The sequence below is a fragment of the Leifsonia sp. Root227 genome, assembly GCF_001428745.1.
GTDB lineage: Bacteria > Actinomycetota > Actinomycetes > Actinomycetales > Microbacteriaceae > Leifsonia.
Genome location: NZ_LMIO01000004.1, coordinates 297,282 through 320,991 on the forward strand (window position 1 = coordinate 297,282; position 23,710 = coordinate 320,991).

The 23,710-nt window shown below is 69.7% G+C and carries 25 protein-coding genes; 20 read left to right on the top strand and 5 right to left on the bottom strand.

Features of this window, described 5'->3' with window-relative positions; translation table 11 throughout:
• Positions 1–28 precede the first annotated feature (28 nt).
• A complete protein-coding gene (locus ASE16_RS16155; RefSeq protein ID WP_055897407.1) occupies positions 29–1,198 on the top strand; it encodes a flagellar hook protein FlgE in 1,170 nt (389 codons plus the stop codon).
• 110 nt (positions 1,199–1,308) lie between these two features.
• Here the strand turns inward: ASE16_RS16155 and ASE16_RS16160 are convergent, their stop codons facing one another.
• On the bottom strand, positions 1,309–1,740 hold the full coding sequence (locus tag ASE16_RS16160) for a VOC family protein (RefSeq protein WP_055897409.1): 432 nt from the start codon (positions 1,738–1,740) through the stop codon (positions 1,309–1,311).
• Between the two features lie 54 nt (positions 1,741–1,794).
• Between ASE16_RS16160 and ASE16_RS16165 the strand changes: the two genes are divergently transcribed.
• Positions 1,795–2,544, top strand: coding sequence for an ABC transporter permease (locus ASE16_RS16165; RefSeq protein WP_055897413.1), 750 nt, complete (start codon positions 1,795–1,797; stop codon positions 2,542–2,544).
• A gap of 9 nt (positions 2,545–2,553) precedes the next feature.
• Here the strand turns inward: ASE16_RS16165 and ASE16_RS16170 are convergent, their stop codons facing one another.
• The 3 genes from ASE16_RS16170 to ASE16_RS16180 are packed head-to-tail and all read right to left on the bottom strand — an operon-like array spanning position 2,554 to position 4,510.
• Positions 2,554–3,366: a flagellar motor protein MotB gene (locus ASE16_RS16170; RefSeq protein WP_055897416.1), complete on the bottom strand. Its 813-nt coding sequence runs from the start codon at positions 3,364–3,366 to the stop codon at positions 2,554–2,556.
• 2 nt (positions 3,367–3,368) lie between these two features.
• Positions 3,369–4,172, bottom strand: a complete 804-nt coding sequence (locus ASE16_RS16175) for a motility protein A (RefSeq protein ID WP_055897419.1) — start codon at positions 4,170–4,172, stop codon at positions 3,369–3,371.
• Positions 4,172–4,510: a flagellar FlbD family protein gene (locus ASE16_RS16180; protein ID WP_055897421.1), complete on the bottom strand. Its 339-nt coding sequence runs from the start codon at positions 4,508–4,510 to the stop codon at positions 4,172–4,174. Before ASE16_RS16180 ends, ASE16_RS16175 begins: the two co-directional genes overlap by 1 nt.
• A gap of 169 nt (positions 4,511–4,679) precedes the next feature.
• Here ASE16_RS16180 and ASE16_RS16185 point away from each other — a divergent pair, with 169 nt between their 5' ends.
• The 15 genes from ASE16_RS16185 (at position 4,680) to ASE16_RS16255 (ending at position 17,477) form a co-directional block, all read left to right on the top strand.
• Positions 4,680–5,561, top strand: a complete 882-nt coding sequence (locus tag ASE16_RS16185) for a flagellar motor switch protein FliM (protein WP_055897423.1) — start codon at positions 4,680–4,682, stop codon at positions 5,559–5,561.
• A 44-nt stretch (positions 5,562–5,605) separates the two neighbouring features.
• The gene (gene fliN, locus ASE16_RS16190; RefSeq protein WP_055898892.1) at positions 5,606–6,322 is read left to right on the top strand and encodes a flagellar motor switch protein FliN; all 717 of its coding nucleotides are present in this window, start codon (positions 5,606–5,608) and stop codon (positions 6,320–6,322) included.
• A 6-nt stretch (positions 6,323–6,328) separates the two neighbouring features.
• The gene (locus ASE16_RS16195) at positions 6,329–6,943 is read left to right on the top strand and encodes a flagellar biosynthetic protein FliO (protein WP_055897426.1); all 615 of its coding nucleotides are present in this window, start codon (positions 6,329–6,331) and stop codon (positions 6,941–6,943) included.
• Positions 6,944–7,020: 77 nt separating this feature from the next.
• Complete coding sequence (fliP, locus tag ASE16_RS16200; RefSeq protein WP_157480472.1) at positions 7,021–7,797, top strand: flagellar type III secretion system pore protein FliP; 777 nt, start codon at positions 7,021–7,023, stop codon at positions 7,795–7,797.
• Positions 7,794–8,069 (top strand): flagellar biosynthetic protein FliQ, encoded by a 276-nt coding sequence (locus ASE16_RS16205; RefSeq protein ID WP_055897429.1) that lies wholly within the window; start codon positions 7,794–7,796, stop codon positions 8,067–8,069. Before fliP ends, ASE16_RS16205 begins: the two co-directional genes overlap by 4 nt.
• Positions 8,069–8,830, top strand: coding sequence for a flagellar biosynthetic protein FliR (locus ASE16_RS16210; protein ID WP_055897433.1), 762 nt, complete (start codon positions 8,069–8,071; stop codon positions 8,828–8,830). Before ASE16_RS16205 ends, ASE16_RS16210 begins: the two co-directional genes overlap by 1 nt.
• A complete protein-coding gene (locus ASE16_RS16215) occupies positions 8,827–9,918 on the top strand; it encodes a flagellar biosynthesis protein FlhB (protein ID WP_055897435.1) in 1,092 nt (363 codons plus the stop codon). Before ASE16_RS16210 ends, ASE16_RS16215 begins: the two co-directional genes overlap by 4 nt.
• Complete coding sequence (locus ASE16_RS16220) at positions 9,915–11,963, top strand: flagellar biosynthesis protein FlhA (RefSeq protein ID WP_055897438.1); 2,049 nt, start codon at positions 9,915–9,917, stop codon at positions 11,961–11,963. The genes ASE16_RS16215 and ASE16_RS16220 overlap by 4 nt, the downstream gene beginning before the upstream one ends.
• Positions 11,941–12,801 carry a hypothetical protein gene (locus tag ASE16_RS20005; protein WP_055897441.1) on the top strand — a complete coding sequence of 287 codons (861 nt, stop codon included), beginning with the start codon at positions 11,941–11,943 and terminating at the stop codon, positions 12,799–12,801. The genes ASE16_RS16220 and ASE16_RS20005 overlap by 23 nt, the downstream gene beginning before the upstream one ends.
• Positions 12,802–12,810: 9 nt before the next feature.
• Positions 12,811–13,050: a carbon storage regulator CsrA gene (gene csrA, locus ASE16_RS16230; protein WP_055897444.1), complete on the top strand. Its 240-nt coding sequence runs from the start codon at positions 12,811–12,813 to the stop codon at positions 13,048–13,050.
• A 95-nt stretch (positions 13,051–13,145) separates the two neighbouring features.
• Positions 13,146–14,735: an MFS transporter gene (locus ASE16_RS16235; protein ID WP_055897447.1), complete on the top strand. Its 1,590-nt coding sequence runs from the start codon at positions 13,146–13,148 to the stop codon at positions 14,733–14,735.
• Between the two features lie 2 nt (positions 14,736–14,737).
• Positions 14,738–15,970: a sensor histidine kinase gene (locus tag ASE16_RS16240; protein WP_055897450.1), complete on the top strand. Its 1,233-nt coding sequence runs from the start codon at positions 14,738–14,740 to the stop codon at positions 15,968–15,970.
• On the top strand, positions 15,967–16,590 hold the full coding sequence (locus ASE16_RS16245) for a response regulator transcription factor (RefSeq protein ID WP_055897453.1): 624 nt from the start codon (positions 15,967–15,969) through the stop codon (positions 16,588–16,590). The genes ASE16_RS16240 and ASE16_RS16245 overlap by 4 nt, the downstream gene beginning before the upstream one ends.
• 16 nt (positions 16,591–16,606) lie before the next feature.
• A complete protein-coding gene (locus ASE16_RS16250; RefSeq protein ID WP_055897456.1) occupies positions 16,607–17,239 on the top strand; it encodes a TMEM175 family protein in 633 nt (210 codons plus the stop codon).
• A gap of 37 nt (positions 17,240–17,276) precedes the next feature.
• On the top strand, positions 17,277–17,477 hold the full coding sequence (locus tag ASE16_RS16255) for a hypothetical protein (RefSeq protein WP_055897459.1): 201 nt from the start codon (positions 17,277–17,279) through the stop codon (positions 17,475–17,477).
• A gap of 112 nt (positions 17,478–17,589) precedes the next feature.
• On the opposite strand, the gene ASE16_RS16260 is transcribed toward ASE16_RS16255, so the two are convergent.
• A complete protein-coding gene (locus tag ASE16_RS16260) occupies positions 17,590–17,823 on the bottom strand; it encodes a hypothetical protein (protein ID WP_055897462.1) in 234 nt (77 codons plus the stop codon).
• A 234-nt stretch (positions 17,824–18,057) separates the two neighbouring features.
• Here ASE16_RS16260 and ASE16_RS16265 point away from each other — a divergent pair, with 234 nt between their 5' ends.
• From ASE16_RS16265 to ASE16_RS16275, 3 genes are all read left to right on the top strand, one after another.
• The gene (locus ASE16_RS16265; RefSeq protein ID WP_055898899.1) at positions 18,058–20,904 is read left to right on the top strand and encodes a hypothetical protein; all 2,847 of its coding nucleotides are present in this window, start codon (positions 18,058–18,060) and stop codon (positions 20,902–20,904) included.
• A gap of 81 nt (positions 20,905–20,985) precedes the next feature.
• On the top strand, positions 20,986–23,277 hold the full coding sequence (locus ASE16_RS16270; protein WP_055897465.1) for a glycoside hydrolase family 3 C-terminal domain-containing protein: 2,292 nt from the start codon (positions 20,986–20,988) through the stop codon (positions 23,275–23,277).
• Positions 23,278–23,369: 92 nt separating this feature from the next.
• Positions 23,370–23,681, top strand: a complete 312-nt coding sequence (locus tag ASE16_RS16275; protein ID WP_055897468.1) for a hypothetical protein — start codon at positions 23,370–23,372, stop codon at positions 23,679–23,681.
• Positions 23,682–23,710: the final 29 nt, after the last annotated feature.

Sequence of the window (23,710 nt, forward strand, 5' to 3'; positions counted from 1 at the left end):
TCACCGAACCTCACAGAAAGGCAGCATCGTGCTCCGTTCCCTCTACTCCGGAATCTCCGGCCTCCGTTCGCACCAGACCATGCTGGACGTGACGGGCAACAACATCGCCAACGTCAACACCACCGGCTTCAAGTCCTCCGCCGTGCAGTTCGAGGACACCCTCTCGCAGCTCGTGCGCGGAGCGGGCGGCGGCCAGGGAGAGACCGGCGGCACCAACCCCGCGCAGATCGGCCTCGGCGTGCTCGTGGCCGGCATCAACACCAACTTCACTCAGGGCGCAGCGCAGGCGACCGGCCGCGCCACCGACATGATGATCAACGGCGACGGCTTCTTCGTCACCAAGGTCGGCGGCGAGACCCTCTACACCCGTGCAGGCTCGTTCGACCCGGATGCGCAGGGTCGCCTGGTCGGTCCGGGCGGCGCGATCCTGCAGGGCTGGAACGCGGTCAACGGCGTCATCCAGCAGGGTGGAGCACTCGGCGACGTGACCATCCCGCTGAAGGCGGTCGCGCCGGCATCCGCCACCACCACGGGCACCGTCTCCGGCAACCTGCCGTCCGGCGCAGCGGTCGGCGACCAGCTTGTGCGCGACGTGAAGGTCTACGACTCCACCGGTGTGGCGCGCACGCTGTCGCTCACCTTCACCAAGACCGGCACCGGATGGGATGTGGCAGGCACGGACGGCACAGCCACCGGCACCGGCGCGCTCGCCTTCACGAACGGCGTGCTCACCTCCGGCGGCAGCATCACGGTCGGCGGCGTCGCGGTCGACCTCAGCTCGGTCACCGGATACGCCGACCTCACCACGGTCGCCTTCAAGGAGCAGAACGGCCGCCAGGCCGGAACCCTCGAATCGTTCAGCCTGTCCCAGGACGGCACACTGATCGGCCTGTTCTCGAACGGCGACAAGCAGGCGGTCGGCCGCATTGCCCTCGCCACGTTCGTCAACCCCGGCGGCCTCGAGAAGGCGGGCGGCTCCGGCTATCGCGCCTCCGTCAACTCCGGCAACCCGCAGCTGGGCGGTCCAGGCGACGCCGGCCTCGGCTCCATCCAGGGCGGCTCGCTCGAGATGTCCAACGTCGACCTCTCGCAGGAGTTCACCAACCTGATCGTCGCGCAGCGCGGCTTCCAGGCGAACGCCCGTATCATCACCACCTCCGACGAGGTGCTCCAGGAGCTCACCAACCTGAAGCGCTGACCAGCACCACTTCCGCCCCGCAGCGGTTCGGCGCGGAACGCATCCTCTGTCTCAGGACGGGCGTGCGTTCCGCGCCGTTCGTGTTCCAGGCGCGGGATGCGCATCCCCGCTCACTGCAGGCAGAACTCGTTTCCCTCCGGGTCGCGCATCATGATCGCGAACTCCTCGTACGGTCCCCACGCCTCCGTCAGCGTCTTCTCCACGGTCGCCCCGAGCGCCACGAGCCTGTCGCGTTCCGCCTCGAGTTCGTCCCTGGATGCGGGACGGTCCTCGAACGGCGTGATGTCGATGTGCATCCGGTTGCGCTGCCTGCGCTCGTGCGCGTAGCGGGTGAAGTAGAAGCGCTGGTGGCGCGGGTTATCGTCCCAGGCCACGGCGCGGGAGGCGATAGCGTCGTCGTCCAGCCCCGCCGCTTTCAGCTCCGCGATCTCCTCCTCCGTCCAGCCCGCCGGTTCCGGGTAACCCATCGTCGCGCTCCAGAAGCGGGCGAGGGCGGCAGGGTCCTGCGCGTGGATGGTGACGTTGGCGATGCGCGCTGTCATGCGTCGAGGATACGGCGTGACCGGCGCGGGCGGAACGCCTCGTACACTCGTCCCGTGCCCATCATCACCGAGCTCGGACCGACGCTGCTCGGCGTCCTGCTGCTTGCGGCGATGGCCACCGTCGTGCTCACCGTCTACCGGGTGCCGCGTCGGTGGGCTCCGCTGCTCGCCATCCTCCGCGGCGCGGTGCAGCTCGCGATCATCAGCGTGATCCTCTCCGGGGTCATCACCAGCCCGGTGTGGGTGGCGCTGGCGCTGCTCGTCATGTTCTCCGTCGCGGCGGCGACGGCGACGAGGCGGATCGGCTGGTCGCTCGAGCACGCGACCATGATGGGCGTCGCGATGGCGACCGGGATCGTCGTGACGCTCGCGGTGATCTTCCTCACCGGCGCGATCGAGTTCTCTGCCAGATACGCGCTCGCGATCGGCGGCATCGTCATCGGCAACGCGATGAGCATCGCCACTCTCACAGGGCGCCGGTTCACCGAGGCGACCATCGACCACTGGGATGAGGTCGAAGGCTGGCTCGCGCTCGGCGCGACCCCGAGGCAGTCGACCATGGAGCTGGCACGCGGCGCGGTCTACTCGGCGCTCATCCCCTCGGTCGACCAGACCAAGACGACCGGTCTCGTCACCCTGCCCGGCGCCTTCGTCGGCGCGATCTTCGGCGGCGTATCGCCTCTGGAGGCCGGTCGCTTCCAGGTGGTGGTGCTCGCGGCGATCATGGCGGCAGGGTCGATCACGGCGGTCATCGTGTCCGCCTGGCTGGCCCCGGTGCGGACGCGTCCCGTCGCGCTGGACTGAGTGCGGCGGCTACCCGGACGCCGTCGTCGTCGACCCGAGCGCCTGCGGGATGAGCTTGCGGATGGCGTCCGGCTGGTTCGACAGCACCACCACATCCACCCGCCGGTTGAGGGCGAGATCGGCGTCCGTCGTCCCCGTCGCGCTGGCGAGCGGACGCGCAGAGCCGTAGCTGAGCGCCACGATGCGTTCTTGCGGGAACCCGTCGGTCTCCACCAGGTGCCGCAGCACACTGGTGGCGCGTCCGGCGGACAGCTCCCAGTTGGTCGGGTACGGAGCGCCCGGCTGGCGCATGTCGGCGTGGCCCTCGACCGAGACCTGGTACGGCGTCGGCGCGAGCACCGGCCCGATGTCGTTGAGCACCTGGGTCGCCTGCACGCTCAGCTCCGCCCTGTTGGATGCGAAGAACGTCTCGTTGCCGACCAGCCCGATCGTGAGACCGCGCTCGTCGATGCGCAACTGGACCGCATCCTGCAGGCCGTCCTTCGTCAGCGAGGCCAGGATGCGCTCTTTCAGCTCCTTGAGGTTCTGCGCCTCCTGCTGGGCGAGCGCGAGGTCGGTGTTCTTGCCCTTGTCGTCGACCTGCGACGGCGGCACGATCACGCCGGTCGCCGTATCGATCTTCTGCGACTTCACCTGGCCGAAGCCGGTGGCGAGCGAGTCCTTCAGTTCCGCGAACTTCTTCTGATCCACCGTCGACATGGCGAAGAGCACGATGAACATGCACATGAGCACGGTGACCATGTCCATGTAGGAGGCCATCCAGCGCTCCTCGTTCTCGTGCTCCTCCTCTGGCTCGTGTTTGCGACGGCGGCGTGCGGACATCGCTACGCCGCTTCCTTGAGCTTCTCCGGCTTGGAGTCCTTGGCGTCCTTCTTGCTGCTGCCCGCATCGGGGACCATCGCGCGCAAGCGCTCGCCGAGGAGGCGCGGCTGGCTGCCGGACTGCACGGCGAGCACGCCCTCCATCAGCAGCGTCATGCGCTCCACGTCCAGCTCGGACAGGCGGCGGAGGCGCGCGCCGAGCGGCAGCCAGAGGAAGTTGGCCGACAGCAGACCCCACAGCGTCGCGACGAACGCGCTGGCGATCATCGGCCCGAGCTCGCCAGGCTCCGCCAGGTTCTCGAGCACGTGCGTGAGAGAGACGACGGTTCCGATGATGCCGATGGTGGGCGCGTACCCGCCCATGCCGCTGAAGAATTTGGCGGCGACCCTGTCCTTCTTCGACTTGGTGGCGATCTCGTCCTCCAGCAGGACGCGCAGCTCGTCGCCGTCCGTGCCGTCCGCGATGTTCTGCAGGGCGCGCTTGAGGAACGGGTCGTCGATGCTGTCCGCCTCCTGCTCCATCGCGAGCAGGCCGTTCGCTCTGGCCTTCTCGGCGAGGTCGACGACCTGGTCGATGACCTGCTGCGGCGGCTCGATCTTGCCGCGCAGCGCACGCGGGACGGCCTTCATGGCGACGACGAAGTCCTTGAGGGTGCCGCTGGCGATGCCGACGGCGAACGTCGCGCCGAACACGAGCACCATGGGGGCAGGCAGCACGAGCGCGCTGAGGTGCGCTCCCTCCATCGTCACCATGGCGACGACGGCGCCGAACGCCAGGACGATGCCGATTATGGTTGCGGGATCCATCACTTCTTCCTTGCACGGAGGGGAACGGTCCGAGCTTCGGGGTGCTCGCGGTGGTCATCCGGCGCCTCGTCGTCCCTGCCGGAGTCCGCAGGCGGGACGAGGCCGAGCTGAGGGGCGCCTGCGGGACGCGCGGTGGCGGAGGGCAGGTCGTGAGCGAGGGCGATGACCCTCGCCCGGTATGCGGCGATCTTCTCGATGACCTCTGACATGCTCTCCGTCACGATGAATTTCGCCCCGTCGACCATCACGAGGGTGGTGTCCGGGCTCGCGTGGATGCGCTCGATGAGGTCAGGGTTGACCGCGAACTGGCTGTCGTTCAATCGGGTGACGACGATCATGGGCGGCGAATCCTGGTCTCGGCTCCGGGTGAGCCGTCACAGGGGCACTATCGGCCGGCGGGGGCTGGGCGTAAGGTTGAGAGGCGGTGGATGAGGGAGATCACGGCGATCTCGTTCCATTCCGCGGCCGGTCCTAACGCATCCCGGCCCCCTGCCGATAGTCGGCACCGTGACCACCCTGCACGCCCCTGAGACCGCGCCCGAGGCGCCGGTGTACGACTTCCGGCGGCCGACCACGCTCGCCAGGGAGCACTCTCGCGTGCTCGAGCTCGCGTTCGAGACGTTCGCACGGCAGTGGGCGACGCAGTTGACCGCGAAGGTCCGCGTGCTCAGCCAGGTCGCGTGCGAGTCGGTCGCCATGCAGACCTATGACGAGTACGCCGCTTCGCTGCCTCCCACCACCGCCATGGTGCTGTGCGAGCTCGACGGGGTCGCTCCGAAGGGCGTCATCCAGTTCCCGACCGTCGCCGCCCTGTCCTGGGTGAACGCGATGCTGGGTGGAACCGGCACCCCCGTGGACGCTGAGCGCACGTTCACGCAGATCGAGCACGCGCTCGTGCGGCGGCTGATGGACGACGCGCTCGAAGACCTGCGGTACTCGCTCGGCGCGCTGCTCGTCACGCCCATCTCCGTCGACGCCATCCAGTACAACTCGCAGTTCGCGCAGGCCGCGGCGACCGCGGAGCTGATGATCGTGGCGACCTTCGAGCTGCGGGTGGGGGAGAACGTCGCTGAGGCGACGCTCGCGCTGCCGGCCATCGTGCTGCTTCCCCAGCTGGGAGAGACCAACCCCACCAGCAGTGCAGACGACGCACGCGAGCTGCTGGATGCGCAGCTCGCCCACGTGCCCGTCGACGTTTCCCTGCGGCTCACGCCGGCGCTGGTCAAGCCGAGCGTCGTGCTCGGGCTCGCCGTCGGCGACGTGCTGCCTATCCCGCATCCACAACACCGACCGTTCGATCTCGCCGTCGGGGGTCACCCCGTCGCCGGTGCAGCGCTGGGCTCCAGCGGCTCGCGGCTGGCGTGCGTGATCGTGAACACGGCGGACTAGAGACCACGCGGCCGAGAGATACAGAGGACTGAGACACCATGAGCATGACCAGCACAGGAAGCGCGACGGCACTGAACGCGTCCGACGCGCTCGCCGCGGCCAACGCCCTCGTCGGCGTCCTGCCGACGGGGACACCGCTCACCCCGCGCCTGCACACGCTCGGCGCGTTCGCCGGGGCGACGGGCAGTGCCGTGGTCGCCAGCTTCGTCGGCAACGTGTCCGCCGACCTCGCCGTGGTGCTGCTGGATGCGCCGAGCCTCGTCGACGACGCGGCGGACGGTTCGCCGGTCGTCGCGCTGCAGGACGTGCTCCAGCCGGCCATCGAGGCCGCGAGCGACACCCTCGGCGCCGGCGTGCTCGACGATGCGCGGGTCGAGGATGCGACGCTGCTGTTCGAGGATGCCGACACCACCGTGTTCGAGCTGGCAGGCGCATCCGGGATCGTCGGCTGGTTCGCCATCCGGGGACGCACGGGCAGCGCGGGACGCGATCTCGGCACCGGCTCGATGGCCGGGAAGCTGGGGCGTATCAGCAACGTCGAGATGGCGCTCACCGTGGAGATCGGCCGGACCAGGATGCCCGTGCGCGACGTGCTCGCGATGGAGCCGGGCGCCGTCATCGAGCTCGACCGCTCGGCGGGGTCGCCCGCCGACGTGCTGCTCAATGGACGCCTGATCGCGCACGGCGAGATCGTGGTCATCGACCAGGACTACGCGGTGCGCATCACCAAGATCCTCGACGCCTCGGAAGACCTGGACTGACTCTTCGTGGATACCGTGTTCGTCGCTCTCCGAGTGCTCGTCGTGCTCGGCGTGATCGTCGGGCTGCTCTGGTACGTGCAGCGCCGCGTCACCAAGGGCAAGCGCGGCGGCGTCCGCCGTGGGAACGCGGTGACCGTCGTCGGCCGTCAGGGCGTCGGCTCGAAGGCGTCCGTCGTGGTGGTGGACGTGGACGGGACACGGTTCGTGCTCGGCGTCACTGAGCGGAACGTCAACGTGCTCGCCTCCGGCGACCGGCCGGCTGACGTGGATGCGGAGATCACCCCGATCTCGCGGGTGCGCCAGACGTTCGCCAAACCAATCGACAGACAGAGCCCAACCGACCGGCAGAGCCCGATCGACCGGCAGAGCCCGATCCAGTCGGGCGACGTCGCCACAGCAGAATCCATCACAACCACCAAGGACGCCGCGCAGGATGCGCTCCCGTCCGCGACAGCAGCACGGCAGACGGGCGCCGCGAAGCCCGTGAAGAACACCAGGCAGGATGCCGATTACCTGACGGCGCAGGGACGCGCCTCCGTATTCGACGAGGCCCTCAAGGGCTCGATCCTGTCACCGGCAACGTGGAGGCAGGCGAGCTCGGCGGTGCGGCCCAAGAAGTGATCGCGGCGGCTGGGCGGCTGATCCGCTCCCCACGGTTCGTGGTCGCGATCGTGCTCGCCGTCATCACGGCGGTCGCCATGGTGCTCCTCACCGCGAACGTCGCGCACGCGGCCCCGCTGCCGATGGTGCCGGAGCCCGTCCCCACCCCGACCGGCCCAGCCGGCCCGGGCGGCGGAGGCACGGGCGGCGTCACCATCGACATCAACGGGCCGAACGGCACCCCCTCCGCGGCCATCCTGACGCTGCTGGGCATCACCCTGCTGTCCGTCGCGCCCGCGCTGCTGCTGATGATGTCGTCGTTCACCAAGATCTTCGTCGTGCTCGCGCTCACCAGGAACGCGCTCGCGCTTCCGTCCATCCCGCCGAACCAGGTGCTCGCCGGTCTCGCCCTGTTCCTCAGCCTGTTCATCATGAGCCCGGTGCTGGTCGACATCAACAACCACGCCGTTCAGCCGTACCTGAACGGTCACATCGACTTCACCGCCGCCGTCCATCTCGCCGAGGGGCCGCTCAGGAACTTCATGCTCGCGCACGTCCGCGAGGAGGACATCGCGCTGATGACCCGTGCAGCTGGGCGTCCCAACCCGGCGAATCCGTCCGCCGTGCCGATGCTGACCCTCATCCCCGCGTTCATGATCTCGGAGCTGCGGGCCGCGTTCATCATCGGCTTCGTGATCTTCGTGCCGTTCCTGGTGATCGACATGGTGGTCTCCGCGGCGCTGATGTCGATGGGCATGATGATGCTCCCGCCGGTGATGATCTCGCTGCCGTTCAAGATCCTGCTGTTCATCCTGGTCGACGGCTGGGGCCTCGTGATCACCAGCCTCATCACGAGCTATCGGGGTGGCGGATGAACGCGAACGCGGTCCTCGACATCGCCATGCAGGGCCTGATGATCACGGCGAAGCTGGCCGCCCCGATCGTGGTGACGGCGCTCGTCGTCGGCTTCGCCATCTCGCTCGTGCAGTCGATCACCCAGATCCAGGAGGTGACGCTGTCGTTCGTGCCGAAGGCGGCGGCGGTCGGGATCGCCCTGATCGTCTGCGGGCACTGGATGATCTCCGAGCTGATCACGTTCACGCACGTCCTGTTCGAGAAGATTCCGACGCTGCTGGGCGGCGGCTGATGTACATCCCCATCGACCTGTCCACCATCGAGGCCATCGCCCTGGCGTCGCTGCGCATGGTCGCGTTCCTGGTGATCGCGCCTCCGTTCTCCTACAACGGCATTCCCGCCCAGATCAAAGGGATGCTCGCGATCGGCCTGGCCGTCGCCGTCGCCCCGCGCGTGGCCGAGGGATACCACTCCGCCGACATCGGGATGTTCCTGATCGACCTGCTGCGGGAGCTGGCCGTCGGCGCGACGCTCGGCTTCCTCGTCTACCTGGTGTTCGCCGCCGTGCAGTCCGCAGGGAACCTGGTCGACCTGTTCGGCGGCTTCCAGCTGGCGCAGGCGTTCGACCCGCAGTCGATGGTCAACGGCGCCCAGTTCACCCGGCTGTTCCAGATGACGTCGCTGGCGCTGCTGTTCGCATCCGGTGCGTACCAGCTCATCATCGGCGGCCTCGTCCGTTCGTACGACGCCATCCCGCTCGCGGCGGGCATCGATCTCGCCGAGCCCGCGAAGCAGATGGTCGTCGGGGTGACGCAGATGTTCGTCGCGGCCGTGCAGATCGCCGGTCCCCTGATCGTCGTGCTGTTCCTGGCGGACGTCGGCCTCGGCCTGCTGACCCGTGTCGCCCCCGCGCTCAACGCCTTCGCGCTCGGCTTCCCGCTGAAGATCATGCTCACCGTCGTGCTCGCCGCCGTGCTCTTCGTGGCGCTGCCCGGCGTGGTCGAGGGCCTGACCGGAACGGCCGTCAAGACGATGCTGGGGGTGGGCCGATGAGCGACGCGCAGGAACGCACAGAGCAGGCGACCGACAAACGGATGAAGGAGGCCCGCGAGAAGGGCCGCCTCAGCAAGTCGATGGACCTCACCGCGTGGGTCGGCGTCGGCGCGGCCGCCGTGATGCTGCCGTTCACCATCGACCTCGGCACCCGCGCCGGTGTCGACCAGGTGTTCACCGTCCGCTCCATCATCGAGAACCCGGACCCTGCCGCTGCCCTGCACGCTCTCGGCGACGGCCTCGGCAGCATCCTGGCCACCATCGGCCCGCTGCTCGCCGTCGCCGCCATCGCGATCATCGGCGCAGCGGCCGCGCAGGGCGGCGTTCACCTCAAGAAGCTCGAGGGCAAGTACGAGCAGTTCAACATCGTCAAGGGCGTCGGCCGGGTGTTCGGGATGCGCGCGCTCTGGGAGGGCGCGAAGACGCTGCTCAAGTCCGCGGTCGTCGCCATCGGGCTGTACCTGGTGATCCAGGGGCTGATGCCCGTGCTGCTCACGGCGGGCAGCCTGTCGCTCACCGCGCTGCTCGGCGCGGCGACCAGCGGCGCGACCGGCCTCCTGCAGGCCGCTGTCGGGGCCGGGCTGGTACTCGCCGGGCTGGACGTGCTCGTCGTGATGCGGCGCAACCGCAAGCAGACCCGCATGACCAAGCGTGAGGTGCGCGACGAGCAGAAGAACAGCGACGGCGACCCGCTGATCAGGTCGCAGCGCCGCTCCCGCCAGCTCGCGATGAGCCGCAACCGCATGATCGCGGCCATCGGCTCGTCGGATGTGGTGCTCGTCAACCCGACGCACATCGCCATCGCCATCAAGTACGAGCCTGGCAAGTCCGCTCCGCGCGTGGTCGCGAAGGGGTCAGGAACGATCGCGCAGCGCATCCGCGAGAAGGCGGAGGAGGAGCGGGTGCCCATCGTCAAGGACATCCCGCTCGCCCGCGCGCTGCACGCCGGCTGCCAGCTCGGCGACGAGATCCCGGTCGACCTCTACAACCAGGTCGCCAGGGTGCTCGCGTTCGTCATGTCCCTCAAGGCCCGCGGCTCCGCATACGGAACCCACACCATGACCCCGATTCTGGGAGGCATCTCATGAGATCGACCACCGCCAAGGTCGCCGTCCCCATCGGGGTCGTCGGCATCATCATGCTGCTGGTGGTGCCGGTGCCCGCCTGGCTCCTCGACACGCTCATCATCGTCAACATCATGCTGGCGCTGGTCATCCTGCTCACCACGATGTTCGTCAAGAAGCCGCTCGACTTCTCGGTGTTCCCGTCGCTGCTGCTCGTGGCGACGCTGTTCCGGCTCGGCCTCAACGTCGCATCCACCCGCCTGGTGCTCGGCGACGGGTACGCAGGTCAGGTCATCCAGGCGTTCGGGCACGTCGCCGTCGGCGGGTCCATCATCATCGGCGCCGTGGTGTTCCTCATCCTCATCGTCATCCAGTTCATCGTGGTCACGAAGGGTGCGGAGCGCGTCGCGGAGGTCGGCGCGCGCTTCACCCTCGACGCCATGCCGGGCAAGCAGATGGCGATCGACGCCGACCTGAACGCCGGACTCATCACCGAGGAGCAGGCGCGCACCCGCCGCGCAGAGGTGTCGGCCGAGGCGGACTTCTACGGCGCGATGGACGGCGCGTCCAAGTTCGTGAAGGGCGACGCCATCGCCGGCATCCTGATCATCGTCATCAACGTGGTCGGCGGCATCGCGATCGGCATGATCCAGCGCGGGATGGAGCTCGGCGACGCGGTCAACGCATACACGCTGCTGACCATCGGCGACGGCCTGGTCACTCAGATCCCGGCTCTGCTGATGGCGGTCTCCACCGGCATGATCGTCACGCGCTCCAACGCGGAGACCGACATCGGCACCACGGCCAGCGGCCAGCTCAGCCAGTCCCGCAACGCTCTGACCATCGCCGGATGCGCCGCCATCGTCATGGCGCTCATCCCCGGGATGCCGCCCATTCCGTTCGTGCTGGTCGGCGCGTTCCTGATCCTCGCGGCGCAGCGCCTGAAGAACTCGCAGGCCGCCGCGAAGAAGGCGCAGGCGGCGCAGGCGGCCGTCGCCAACGCGGGCAAGGGAGAGACGACGGACGACCTGCTCGAACAGATGCGCGTGCACGCCCTGGAGATCACTCTCGCACCCGACCTGGTCGACATCGTCAGCGGCGCCTCGGACGACCTGCTCGCCCGGGTGCGCGCGCTGCGCCGCAAGATCGCACTCGAACTCGGCATCATCGTGCCGCCCGTGCGCACCAGGGACAGCGCAGACCTGCCGCCGTCCACATACGTCATCAAGATCGCCGGCGTCGAGGCCGGCCGAGGGCAGGCGCCGAGCGGGCGCGTGCTCGCGCTCGGCGACGCCCTGGATGCGCTGCCGGGCACGCCGACGGTCGAACCGGTCTTCGGGCTCGGCGCCAAATGGATCCCGAGCGAGATGCGGCACAGCGCGGAGCTCGGCGGCGCGACCGTGATCGACCGCGTCTCCGTGCTGATCACGCACCTGTCGTCGATCATCACCGCGAACGCCGCGCGCCTGCTCACCCGCGAGGACGTGCGCCAGCTGACCGAGGGCGTCAAGCAGGTGAGCCCGTCCGCCGTGGACGAGCTGGTGCCGAACCTGCTCACGCTGGCGGAGGTGCAGCGCGTGCTGCAGGGGCTGCTGGTCGAGCAGGTGGCGATCAACGACCTGCCGCGCATCCTGGAGGCGCTGGCGCTGCGGGCCAAGACGTCGAACGACCCGGAGGGGCTGATCGAGGCGGCGCGGAACGCGCTCGGCCCCGCGGTCGTCGCGCCCCACCTCGACGGGGCGACGCTGCGGGTCATCATGATCGACCCCGGCCTGGAGCAGGCGATGCTGGAAGGCCTGCGGCCCTCGGAGTTCGGCACGCAGATCGTGCTCGACCCCGCTCGGCTCGAAGCGGTGCTCGGATCACTCAGGCAGACCGCGGCGCAGCTCGACGACCAGGGAGTGTCTGCCGTACTGGTGTGCGCTCCTGCCCTGCGGCCGGCGATCCGGCGCCTCGTCGCCGGGCAGCTGAGCGGGCTCGCGGTGCTGTCGTACCAGGAGGTCACGGCGGTGCAGACGGAGATCGAGACGGTCGGGGTGGTGCGAGTTGCGGAACCGATCGCGGCCTGAATGGGTCGACGCGACCGGGCTGGTCGACGTGGAGGAGGCCGAGGTGCTGCCGGCGGTGTCCACGTCGTCGGCGGCGTTCGCGGCGATCCTGGACGACCTGGTGCGGGTGGTGGGGGAGACCGAGGCGAAGCCGGCGGTGGCGGACGAGCAGGTGGATGCGGACAGCAGGGTGGATGCGCACGGCGGTTCGGGAGCCGTCGCCGTCGCGTCCGCTCCCGTGGTCGACGAGCGCATCCTGCGCGCCGCCGCCGAGCGGGCGACGGCCGCGGAGGAGGGTGAGAGGACGGAGCCACGCGCATCCACTGCGCCTGTCGACTCCCCCTCCCCGCAGCCAGCCGCCCAGCAGCAGCCGAGCTCTCCGCCGCAGCCGCCCGCTCGGCTGCGCGGCCGGGGCGACCTCACGCTGGTCGTCGGCCTCGGCGCAGACGCCGTGACCGCATCCCGTGTCTTCGCCGCGTCCGTCGACGGCGCCGAGGTGCGCCCGGGCGGGAGCACCCGCGCATCCGCCCCGCGCGTCGACGACCGCCGCGGCGCCCTCCAGGCCCGCGCGGACGGCGTCCGCCGCGAGCGCTCCATCATCGCGGCCTTCGGTCTGGATCACGGCGCAGCGGACATCCCGGCGCTCGCCGAATCGCTCGCCGGTATTGCGCCCGATCAGGTCTGGGTGGCCGTCGACGCCTCCCGCAAGACCGAGGACACCGCCGCCTGGGTGGCCGCGGTGGATGCCGTGCTCGCGGTCGACGGGATCGCAGCGTGTGGCGCCGCCTTCACGGCGACGCCGGGATCGGTGGCGGCGCTGGGCTTCCCCGTCCTGTGGCTGGACGACGCGCCCCGCTAGGCTGAAGCAATGCTGGTATTGACGCGCAAGGTCGGGGAGCGGGTGCTCATCGGCGACGACATCGTCGTGACGATCCTGGATGCGCGCGGCGACGGCATCCGCATCGGCATCGACGCGCCGCGTGGCGTCCGCATCCAGCGCGACGAGGTCATCCGCGCGATCACCGAGGCCAACCAGCAGGCCACCGAGTCCGCAGCGACCACCGACGACCCGGAGTCGCTGATCAAGAAGTCGCTCGGTCTGTCCTGACGCGCCTGGTGTCGCCCCGTGTCCACCGATCGGCGGACACGGATGACAGCCGCCGGCCGGTGCCGCGCGCGAGCCCGCCAGGCGAGGCTGGAACCATGAAAACCTCCAGCGCGTCGAGGCTCGCGCTCATCGGCCTCATCCTCGCCGTCTCCATGACGACCATCGACCAGACGATCGTCGCCCTCTCCGCCCCGACCATCCAGCAGAACCTCGGTCTCAGCCACGACGGGATGCAGTGGGCGGTCAACGTCTACCTGCTCACCACCGCCGCGTTCTTCCTCCTCGGCGGCCGCGTCGCCGACGTGTTCGGGCACAAGCGCATGGCGCTCATCGGCATCGCAGGGTTCGGCATCACCTCGCTGCTCTGCGGCCTCGCCCCCGCAGGCGACGGCGCGGAGGCGTGGCTCGTCGCGGCCCGCGCGCTGCAGGGCGTGAGCGGAGCGATCATGTTCCCCGCCGCCATCGGCATCGTGGTCGAGGGCTTCGCCCGCGCATCCCGTGGCCGGGCGATGGCCATCTTCTTCGCCATCACCGGCGCGATGACCGCTCTCGGCCCGATCGCCGGCGGCTACCTCACCGTGTGGACCTGGCGGGCGATCTTCTGGGTGAACGTGCCGATCGCGATCGCCGCGTTCGTCATCGTGGCCATCGCTGCGCGCCCGTCCGCTCGCCGCACGGAGCGCATCGACTGGCTGGGCGCCGTGATCGTGGCGTTCGGGATGAGCGCCATCGTGTTCGGCCTGCAGCAGGCGAGCCCGTGGGGCTGGGACGACCCGTCCGTGTACGGCAGCCTCATCGCCGGTGTGCTGCTGATCGCGCTCTTCATCGTCCGACAGCGCCGCGTCGCGCAGCCGCTGGTGCAGCTCGCCGCGTTCCGCGACCGCGGGTTCACCCTCTCGACGCTGGCGACGCTGTTCTCGTCCATCGCGTTCATCTCCACGTTCTTCTTCCTCAGCGTCTACGGTCAGGTGTCGTTGCAGCTCTCCGCCCTCGACACCGGGCTGCTGTTCCTCAAGTTCTTCATCGGATTCGTCATCGCCAGCCGCATCGGCTCTGTCCGGTTCGACAAGCACGGCGCCCGCGGGGTCGTCATCCTCGGCGGTCTGGTCGGCGCGGCCGGCTTCGCGTGGCTCGCAAGCTCGGTCACGAATCTCAACATCCAGGCCGGTTCGTTCTTCAACGCGCAGACCATGCCGATCGTGGTGGCAGGCGCGGGCATCGGCCTGATGTTCAGCGCGGTGTCGACGGATGCGGTCAACCGGGCCATCGGCGCCAGCTACGGCGAGGTCACGGCCATCTCGCAGACCATGAAGAACTTCGGAGGGGCGCTCGGCCTCGCGGTGTTCACCACCATCGTCACCTCGCGGCTGACCGACCTGCTCACCGCATCGTTCGCGAAGCTCGGCGCCGGGCCGGCGGACGCGCAGCGCGCGGTCGACCAGATCTCCGGCGCATCCGGTGGCGGCAGCTCGCTCTCCGCACTGCCGCAGACCGTGCGCGACCAGATCATGCACGCCGTCCAGACCGACTACGCGTCGAGCGTTCAGTGGGCGTTCATCGGCATGGCGGTGGCGATGGCCATCGTGGCGGTGCTCGGGTTCTTCTACCCGGCAGGGCGCTCCTCCGCCGAGCCGGACGAGGCAGCAGCCGCCGCCGCCGACAGCGACCGAGCCGCTACAGTCTGAGCGTGGAGACCGTGACAGGGCAGCGCATCACCGACAGAGCACTCAGCGACTGGCTGTGGTTCTCCGGTGTCGCGACCGCGGCCACGGTCGTGATGATCCTGGCGAACCCGGTGGGCGGGTTCGCCGGCGCCGCGCTCGCCGCAGCGATCGTCCTGGCCCTCGCCCCGGTGTACTGGTTCCTGGCCAGGCCGAGCCTGGCCGGGCTGCGCAGCGACTCGCCGCGGGCGTGGGCGTACGTCGCCATCGCGATCGTGGCCTACCTGATCGCGCTCGGCCTCAACGACTGGACGAACGTCGCGCTGTTCGTGCTCTCTCCGCAGTTCTTCCTCCTGCTGCGGCCGTGGTTCGCCGGGGCGGCGATCGTCGTGCTCAACGCAGGAGGGCTGCTCGTGCGGGTCGGGCTCGGGCAGGTCGGCCCCGCCGATCTCGCCGAGCTGATCGGCTGGACCGTCCTGATCATCGCCGTCTCCATCTACTTCAGCAACAGGATGACCACCGTGACTCAGCAGAGCGAGGCGCGCGCAGCCCTCATCGAGCAGCTCAGGGAGCAGCAGACGGAGATCGCCACGCTCTCCGGCCAGCAGGGTGCAGCGGCAGAGCGCGAGCGCATCGCCCGCGAGATGCACGACACCCTCGCGCAGGGTTTCACGAGCATCGTCACGCTCGGCCACGCTGTGCAGGGCGAACTGAGCAGCGACCCCGAAGCCGCACGCAGGCACGTCGAGCTCATCACGGAGACTGCGCAGGAGAACCTGCAGGAGTCGCGCCGCATCATCGCGGCGATGACCCCCGGCAGGCTCTCCGAGGGCTCGCTCGCCCAAGCCGTCGAGCGGGTCACCCGCCGCTTCGCCGACGAGACAGGGGTGGATGCGCGGTTCAGCTCCACCGGCACGCCGCTCCCTGCCCCGCCCACCGCAGAGGTGGTCGTGCTGCGGGTGGCCCAGGAAGCCCTCGCGAACGTGCGGAAGCACGCGGCGGCGGCGCACGTCCACGTGGTGCTGGAGTACGGCGACGGCGGCGACGCAGGAGAGGGCGACGGCCGCGCGGCGGGGATCGCGCTCACCGTCTCCGACGACGGCCGGGGCTTCGACGGCGACGCACCGCGCGACGGGTACGGGATCGACGGGATGGCGTCGCGCGTGAGGGAGGTGGGCGGCGTGTTCGAACTGGACGCGCATCCCGGTGCGGGAACGACGGTGCGGGTGACCGTCCCCGTGAAGGAGGAGCAGTCATGATCCGCATCGTCCTCGCCGACGATCATCCGATGGTGCGGGAAGGCATCCGCGGGATGCTGCAGAGCTACGACGACATCGACGTGGTCGGCCAGGCGTCCAGCGGGCCGGAGGCGGTCGCGCTCGTGGCCGCCCTGCATCCCACTCTGGTGCTGATGGATCTCCGGATGCCGGGCGGCGACGGTGTCGAAGCGACGAAGGCGATCGTCTCCGCGCACCCAGGGACCAGGGTGGTCGTGCTGACGACCTACGAGACGGACCAGGACATCCTGCGCGCCATCGAGGCGGGCGCGAGCGGCTACCTGCTCAAAGACATCGCCCCTGCCGAGCTGGCCAGGTCGGTGCGCGCCGCCGCTGCAGGCGAGACGGTGCTCGCCGGGTCGGCGGCCACGGCGCTGCTCAGCCGGGTGCAGGGAGGGCAGGCCGCGCCGGCGCTCTCCGCGCAGGAACTCAACGTGCTGCGCCTCGCGGCCGACGGGCGCACCAACGCGGCGATCGGCTCCGAGCTGTTCATCGGCGAGGCGACCGTGAAGACCTACCTGAGCCGCGCGTACGAGAAGCTCGGCGTCTCCGATCGCACATCGGCCGTGCGGCGCGCCCTGGAGCTGGGACTGCTCGACTGACCGGCAGAATACCCGCATGGCAGTGATCAGAACGGAGCGCGGGCTCGACCGGCTCGTCAACTTCGCGGATGCGACGGTCGCCATCGCGATCACCCTGCTGATCCTGCCGCTCGTCGACGTCGCCGGCGACATCGCGCACGAGTCGGTCGGCGCGTTCGTCTCAGAGCACAACGGCGAACTGCTCGGCTTCGTGATCTCGTTCATCGTGATCGGCCGGTTCTGGATCATCCACCACCGCGTCTTCGAGCTGGTGCTCGACTACTCGCCGGCGATCATCTGGTACAACTTCCTCTGGCTCGCCTCGATCGTGTTCATCCCGTTCGCCACCAACCTCGTCTCTGCCATCGGCGGAGACCGCGGCGATGTGGATGCGGTCTACATCGGGAACATGGTCGTCGCGTCCGTCGCCATGCTGCTCATCGAACAGCACCTCTACCGCCATCCGGAGCTGCTGAGGGAGAACGCCCGCGACAGCATCGACCTGCTCCGCGGGCTGACGCCCGCCCTTCTGCTGGTCGTCGCGCTGGTGCTCGCCGTGCTCGTGCCGCAGGTCGGGCTGTTCTGGCTGCTGGTGCTCTTCCTCGGCAGGCCGCTGCACGCACTGCTGGTGCTGGTGTTCCGTCCGCGGGGTTCACAGAGCGGTCGGTGAGGGCTACCGTCGGCGCCACGACTAGGCAGGAGAACCGATGCGTCCCAAGTTTTTGATCATCCTCGTGATCGCCGGCATCGCTTACGTCCTCGGCGCGCGCGCCGGGCGCGAGCGCTACGAGCAGATCTCCACGGCCGTCACCTCGTTCTGGAACGACCCCAACGTGAAGAAGGCGCGCTCCGAGGCCAAGAAGAACGTCAACAAGGCCCGCAAGGCAGCTCAGAAGAAGCTCCGCTAGCGCTCGCTGGGCGCCGCTGGCCCTCGCTGGGCGCCGCTGGGCGCGAACGCCTCGTGCGAAACGTGCGGTCCCGATCTCCGGAACCGCACGTTTCGCACGACGCGTGTGTGCGTCAGCGGTCGCGTTCGGTGTAGTCGCCCTGCTCTTCCTCCGTGGTGGCTTCCTGCACCTCATCGGTGTCGGTGTAGCTGCCCTTGGTCTCCGGGTCGGGGCCGACGCCCTCCTCCTCGGTGTACTGACCGTGGACCGTGCGCTCGGTGGGTCCTTCGCCGTCCACTTCCGTGTATGTGCCCTCGAGGTCGTCCCTGTCGGCCGGTTCGCGCTCTGGCTGCTCGTTCGTGCTCATCCTGGCTCCTTCCGCCGGCGGCACAGCAGACCTCGCTCGCCGTCGGCACGCTGTCGTGAGGCAGAGCCTACGCCCGCGCCGGTGGTCCGGCTAGGGATGCGCGGCGCACGTTCGTGCAGCATCCGGCGCCGCCCGCATCCACTGCCGGCCACGCGCCCGCCGTGGACAGAACGGTAGACGACAAAACCTCATTCGGAGTAGTGTTCGCCCGTCACCAACGACGGGGTGGGCACCATGACGGACAGCACCACAGGCAGCAGCACAGGAAGCGCAGACGGCGGGCTGCAGCGGCCCCACCACATCCTCGAGTTGCGCATCCACGGGATCAAGAACACGCCACCGGCCGAGATGCTCGGCGTCGACAAGGCCGACCTGCGCCAGTACCAGGGGGATGAGAACGGCGGCTTCTGGCTGCCCACCCGGCTGCCGGAACCCGACCCGGACGACGACACCCCGAATCCCGCCGTCCCTCCGCCCGATGTGCGGCGAGAGGCGTACTCGTGGGGTGCGATGGCGCGGTACGGCGGGGGAGCGCTCGTCATCATCGGCCAGTTCTTCGTGCAGATCGCGTGGCTGCTGCTGCTCCCGTTCGGGCTGACGAACAGCGCGTACTGGACCAGGCGCATCCCGAACCAGCGGGCGGGCGGCGAGTGGCGCGGCGGCGTCGGCGTGACCTCGCTGCGGGTGTTCGCGCTCGGGCTGACGCTGCTGTACGTATGCGCGCTCGGCTCGGTGAGCCTCGACCTGATCGGCACCCAGTGCCTCGGCGGAGGGGCATGCCCCGCGCTTCCGTCCGGTGTCGTCGACTTCCTCACCTCCGGATTTCTCGCCGAGCGCGGACGGCAGATCGCCGTGCTCTCGCTCGTGCCCGTCGCCGGCGTGGTCGTGCTCTACCTCGTGTCGCACAGCGCTCGCACCCGCTACGAGGCAGGCATCTTCAACACCGTGCGCCGGATGCGCAACGCAGACACCCCCGCCCGTGCCACCGAGCGCAGGCCACTCAGCGTCGAAGGCTTCTGGCAGCAGTCCCGCGTCGGCTCGCCCACCGAGTGGCTTCATCTCGCCGGTGCGCTCTGCCTGGTCTCGCTGCTGCTCGTCTGGGACCGCGTGTTCGCCGGCGTCCCCGGCTGCGGCGAACTGCAGTCGTTCGGGCCGAGCGGATGCGTCGCCCGCCTCTTCGGCCCCGGCGGCGAGCTCTGGTACTTCACAGCGGCGGGCATCGTCGCCGCGGCGGGCATCGTCTGGATCGTGGTGCGCATCGTGCGCTCCTCCGACACGATCAACCACTCCGGCGAACGGCTCGCGGCGTTTCTCCGCGACGAGCAGCGCCGCAGGGAGACGGTCGCAGCGATCACCGTCGCCGCCGCGGTGCTGCTCTACCTGCTTGTGCTCATTGCACTGTTCCTCAATGGCGCCTATCACCGCTCTCCGTCGTTCGCGTTCCTCGGCCTGGTCTCCGCGCCCTCGATCATCCTGGGCGTGCTGGTCGCCATCTGCCTGTCGGCGCTCGGCTGGCGTCGAGGGGTACCGCACGTCCTCTCGATCGCGCTGATGACGGTCTCCGGGCTTACCTTCCTCATCGGGGTGTCGATGAACCCGGCACGGCTGGGCGGGCAGCCGGGAGCGCTCCAGTGGGTGTTCTACCTGATCGCCGGTCTGTTCCTGGCGGCACAGCTCGTGCTCGTGGGGGTGTGGCCGCGCATCCACGGCACCAGGGAGCGGTTCCGCACGGAAGGGTGGGCTGGCATGGGCCCCGGCGTGTGGATGCTGCTGTCGCTCGGCGCCGCGATGATCCTGTCCACGCTGCTGGTGCTCGGCGTGCAGAGCTGGCTGGGCAGCGGCACTCCGGCCTGCGGCTGCGCCGCCCCGGTCGGCCGTGCGCTGGAAGCCCCGATCGCGTACAGCAACTTCGGCGACGTCATCCCGATGATCGCCGTGCTGCTGTTGCTGTTCGTCGCCGGCATGGTGGTGCTCAGGCTGCTCTGGGTTCCCAAGCTGACCACCCCGCCGACCCCGGGCGGCACCCGCCCGCTGCTGGAGCCGGTCGAGGAGTACAAGGACGGCGTCGTCGAGCGGGGCAGGACGACGGACAGGCTCGCGATGAAGATGCTGCGCGCTCGCCGCTTCGCCGCCCTGTTCCACCGGGGCGAGCCGATCCTGGGCGTGCTGGCCGGCCTGCTCGCCGTCGGATTCGTGGCGGCGCTCGCCGTGTCGAAGACGCAGTTCTTCGCGTGGATCGACGGTTTCGTCGCCCCTGCGCTCGGGCTGATCGCCGTCAGCGCCGTGGTGATGATCGCCGAGAACGCGATCACCACCAAAGAGCGCCCGATCGGGGTGATGTGGGACCTGATGTGCTTCCTCCCGCGAGCGGGGCATCCGTTCGGACCGCCCTGCTACGCCGAGCGGGTGGTGCCGGAACTGCGCGACCGCGTGGTCGACTGGCTCACCCACGACCTGAAACCGCCTCCCGGCCTGACCGTCGCCGAGCAGCTCGCCTGGAAGGAGGAGCAGGAGGAGGACGCGCTCAGCCACGACCGGCCGTTCCGCGTGATCCTGAGCGCGCACAGCCTCGGGGCCGTGCTCGCCGTCTCCTGCCTGTTCACGCTGCGCCCCGACCAGCAGGATGCGCTCCGCAACGTCGGCCTCCTCACCTACGGCACGCAGCTGCGCACGTACTTCGGCCGGTTCTTCCCCGAGCTGTTCGGCCCTGGCCCGCTGGGCACGCCCACCCAGCTCACCCCGTCGCTGCGCCGCGCAGACCCCTGGTACACCCAGGTGCAGGCCGACCACGGCGGCACCGATGTGCCGCCTCCGCCTCCCGACACCACCGACCCCACGCTGGTCGGCCTGCTCACCCAGCCGGACGGCGAGATCGCCTGGTTCAACCTGTGGCGCCGCACCGACTACCTCGGGTTCCCCGTCTACAGCCACCGCCCGAATCCGGTCGACGGCGGAGCGGACGAGTTCGGGCCGCCGCGCTACCTGGTGAAGGTCGCCACGCATCCCAACTATCAGGCGACGCCCCAGTACGCCTCCAACCTCTCCCGCATGATCGCCCTCCTCTCCCGCTCCTCGCGTTGAGCCCTCGGGGACAGGGATGCGGCTTAAAACCGAGTGTTGTATGGTATTCGCAGCGACAGATCAGCCGTTCGAAGGAGAAACATGGTCAGCTTGCCCCGTGCATCCGAACTGAGCACCGAAGAGAAAGCCTCGCTCACCAGCGGGAAGAGCTTCTGGGAGTCCGAAGGCGTCGAGCGCGTCGGCATCCCGTCCATCTACCTCACCGACGGCCCGCACGGCGTGCGCAAGCAGGCGCAGGGCGGCGACCACCTCGGCATCGGCGACAGCGTGCCAGCCACCTGCTTCCCTCCCGCGGTCGCGCTCGGCTCGTCGTGGGATGCGGAACTCCTCGAACGCGTCGGAGCGGCGCTCGGCGAGGAGGCGAAAGCGGAGGGCGTCGGCGTGCTCCTCGGCCCCGGCATCAACATCAAGCGCTCTCCGCTCTGCGGCCGCAACTTCGAGTACCTGTCCGAGGACCCCATCCTGAGCGGTCGGCTGGGCGCCGCCCTCGTCAACGGCCTGCAGTCGCAGGGCGTCGGCGGCTCGCTCAAGCACTTCGCCGCGAACAACCAGGAGACCGACCGCCTGCGCGTCAGCGCCGACATCGACGAGCGCCCGCTGCGCGAGATCTACCTGCGCGGCTTCCAGCACGTCGTCCGGAACGCGAAGCCGTGGACCGTCATGTGCTCCTACAACCGCATCAACGGCGTCTACGCCAGCGAGGACCCGTGGCTGCTCACCCGCGTGCTCCGCGACGAGTGGGGCTTCGACGGCGTCGTCGTCTCCGATTGGGGCGCCGTCAACAACCGGGTGGATGCGCTGGTCGCCGGTCTCGACCTGGAGATGCCGTCGAGCGATGGCGTCACCGACGCGCAGCTCGTGGCCGCCGTCGGCGACGGCTCCCTGGACGAGTCGGTGCTCACCACGGCGGCCGACCGGGTCATCGACCTCGTGCAGAAGGCCGTCGACCACGCGGACGCCTCCGCGACCTATGACCGGGATGCGCACCACGCGCTCGCCCGCGAGGTGGCGGGGCGCAGCGTGGTGCTGCTCAAGAACGAGGGTGTGCTCCCTCTGGATGCGGCGTCGGGGCGGAGCGTCGCCGTGATCGGCGAGTTCGCCCGTACTCCGCGCTACCAGGGTGCAGGCTCGTCGCAGATCGTGCCGACCCGCCTCGACAACGCACTGGATGAGATCCGCGCCATCGCGGGTGACGGTGCCGTGACCTTCTCAGCCGGTTACGCGCTGGGCGACAGCGACAGCGACGGTGACGCCGCCGCGGACGCCTCCGCGCTCACCGCGGAGGCGGTCGCGGCTGCCGAGGCCGCAGACGACGTGCTGGTCTTCCTCGGTCTCCCCGGCGAGGACGAGTCGGAGGGCTTCGACCGCGAGCACCTGGAGCTGCCCTCCGCGCAGACCGCCCTCCTGGATGCGGTCATCGCGACCGGTGCGCGCGTCACGGTCGTCCTCTCGAACGGCGGCGTCGTCCGCGTCTCCGGCTGGGCGGACAGGGTGGCCGCGATCGTCGAGGGCTGGCTGCTCGGGCAGGCGGGCGGCGGGGCTGTCGCCGACGTGCTGTTCGGGGTGGTGAACCCGTCCGGTCGTCTGGCGGAGAGCATCCCGCTGCGGTTGGAGGACACCGCGTCCTACCTCAACTTCCCGGGCGAGAAGGGGCACGTGCGCTACGGCGAGGGCCTGTTCGTCGGCTACCGCGACTTCGACGCACGGGATGCGGCGGTCAGCTTCCCGTTCGGTCACGGTCTGTCGTACACCTCGTTCGCCTTCTCCGGCCTGACGGTCGCCGCCGACGCGGACGGCGACGGCATCGCGGTGTCGCTGGACGTCGCCAACATCGGGGACAGGGACGGCCGCGAGGTCGTGCAGGTCTACGTGTCCGTGCCCGGCTCGTCCGTGCAGCGTCCTGTCCGCGAGCTCAAGGGCTTCGCGAACGTGGCCGTGGCGGCCGGCGCGACCGAGCGCGTGACCGTGCGCATCCCGAACGAAGACCTGGCGTTCTATGACACGGCGCAGGAGCGCTGGACGGTGGAGGCAGGGGAGTACGAGGTCACGGTCGGCGCGTCCTCGCGCGACCTCCGCGGCTCTGCGACGGTGACCCTGGCCGGGGACGCCGGACTTCCGCTGCTCGCGTTCGACTCGACCATCGGCGAGTGGCTCGCCCACCCGATCGGCAGCCAGATCCTGATGGGCGCGCTCGCCCAGTCCGGCGGAGGCGCTGTCGCCGGGATGCTCGACGACCCCGGCCTGCGCCGCATGGCGGAGTCGATGCCGTTGAACCGCGTGGCAGCGTTCCCTGGCAGCCCGGTGACCGCCGAGCAGATCCAGCAGCTCGTGGCTGCGGCCAACGCGGCGACGGCGGCCAACCAGCCCGCGTAACCTACACCGCTGTCGAACCCGTCTGAACCCCCTTGCGAGAGCGAGGGGGTTCAGCGTTTGGTGGAGGGGAACCGAGGCGAGAGGAGCACCGGATGAGTGACACCAGCGGACTGCCGAACACGGACAGCAATGGCGTGCCTGCGGAGGAGGACCCGACCCGCTTCGAGAGCGGAAGCGGAGCCGACGCCGCCGACCGGGACGCACAGGCGAAAGAGCCGGCTGAGACCGAGGACCCCGGCGTTTCAGGCGCCGCCGACACCGGCGCCCAGGCCGAGCCGGACCCCACCACCGGTACCGCAGCATTCACCGGCACGGACGCCGCAGAGCCGCCCCCAGCCGAGCTCGACCCCGCTCAGAACCCGTCCAACCCCGACCTCGTCGACACCACAGAGGCCCCCGACTGACCCGAAGCAATCGAGCCGGGGGAGCCGGC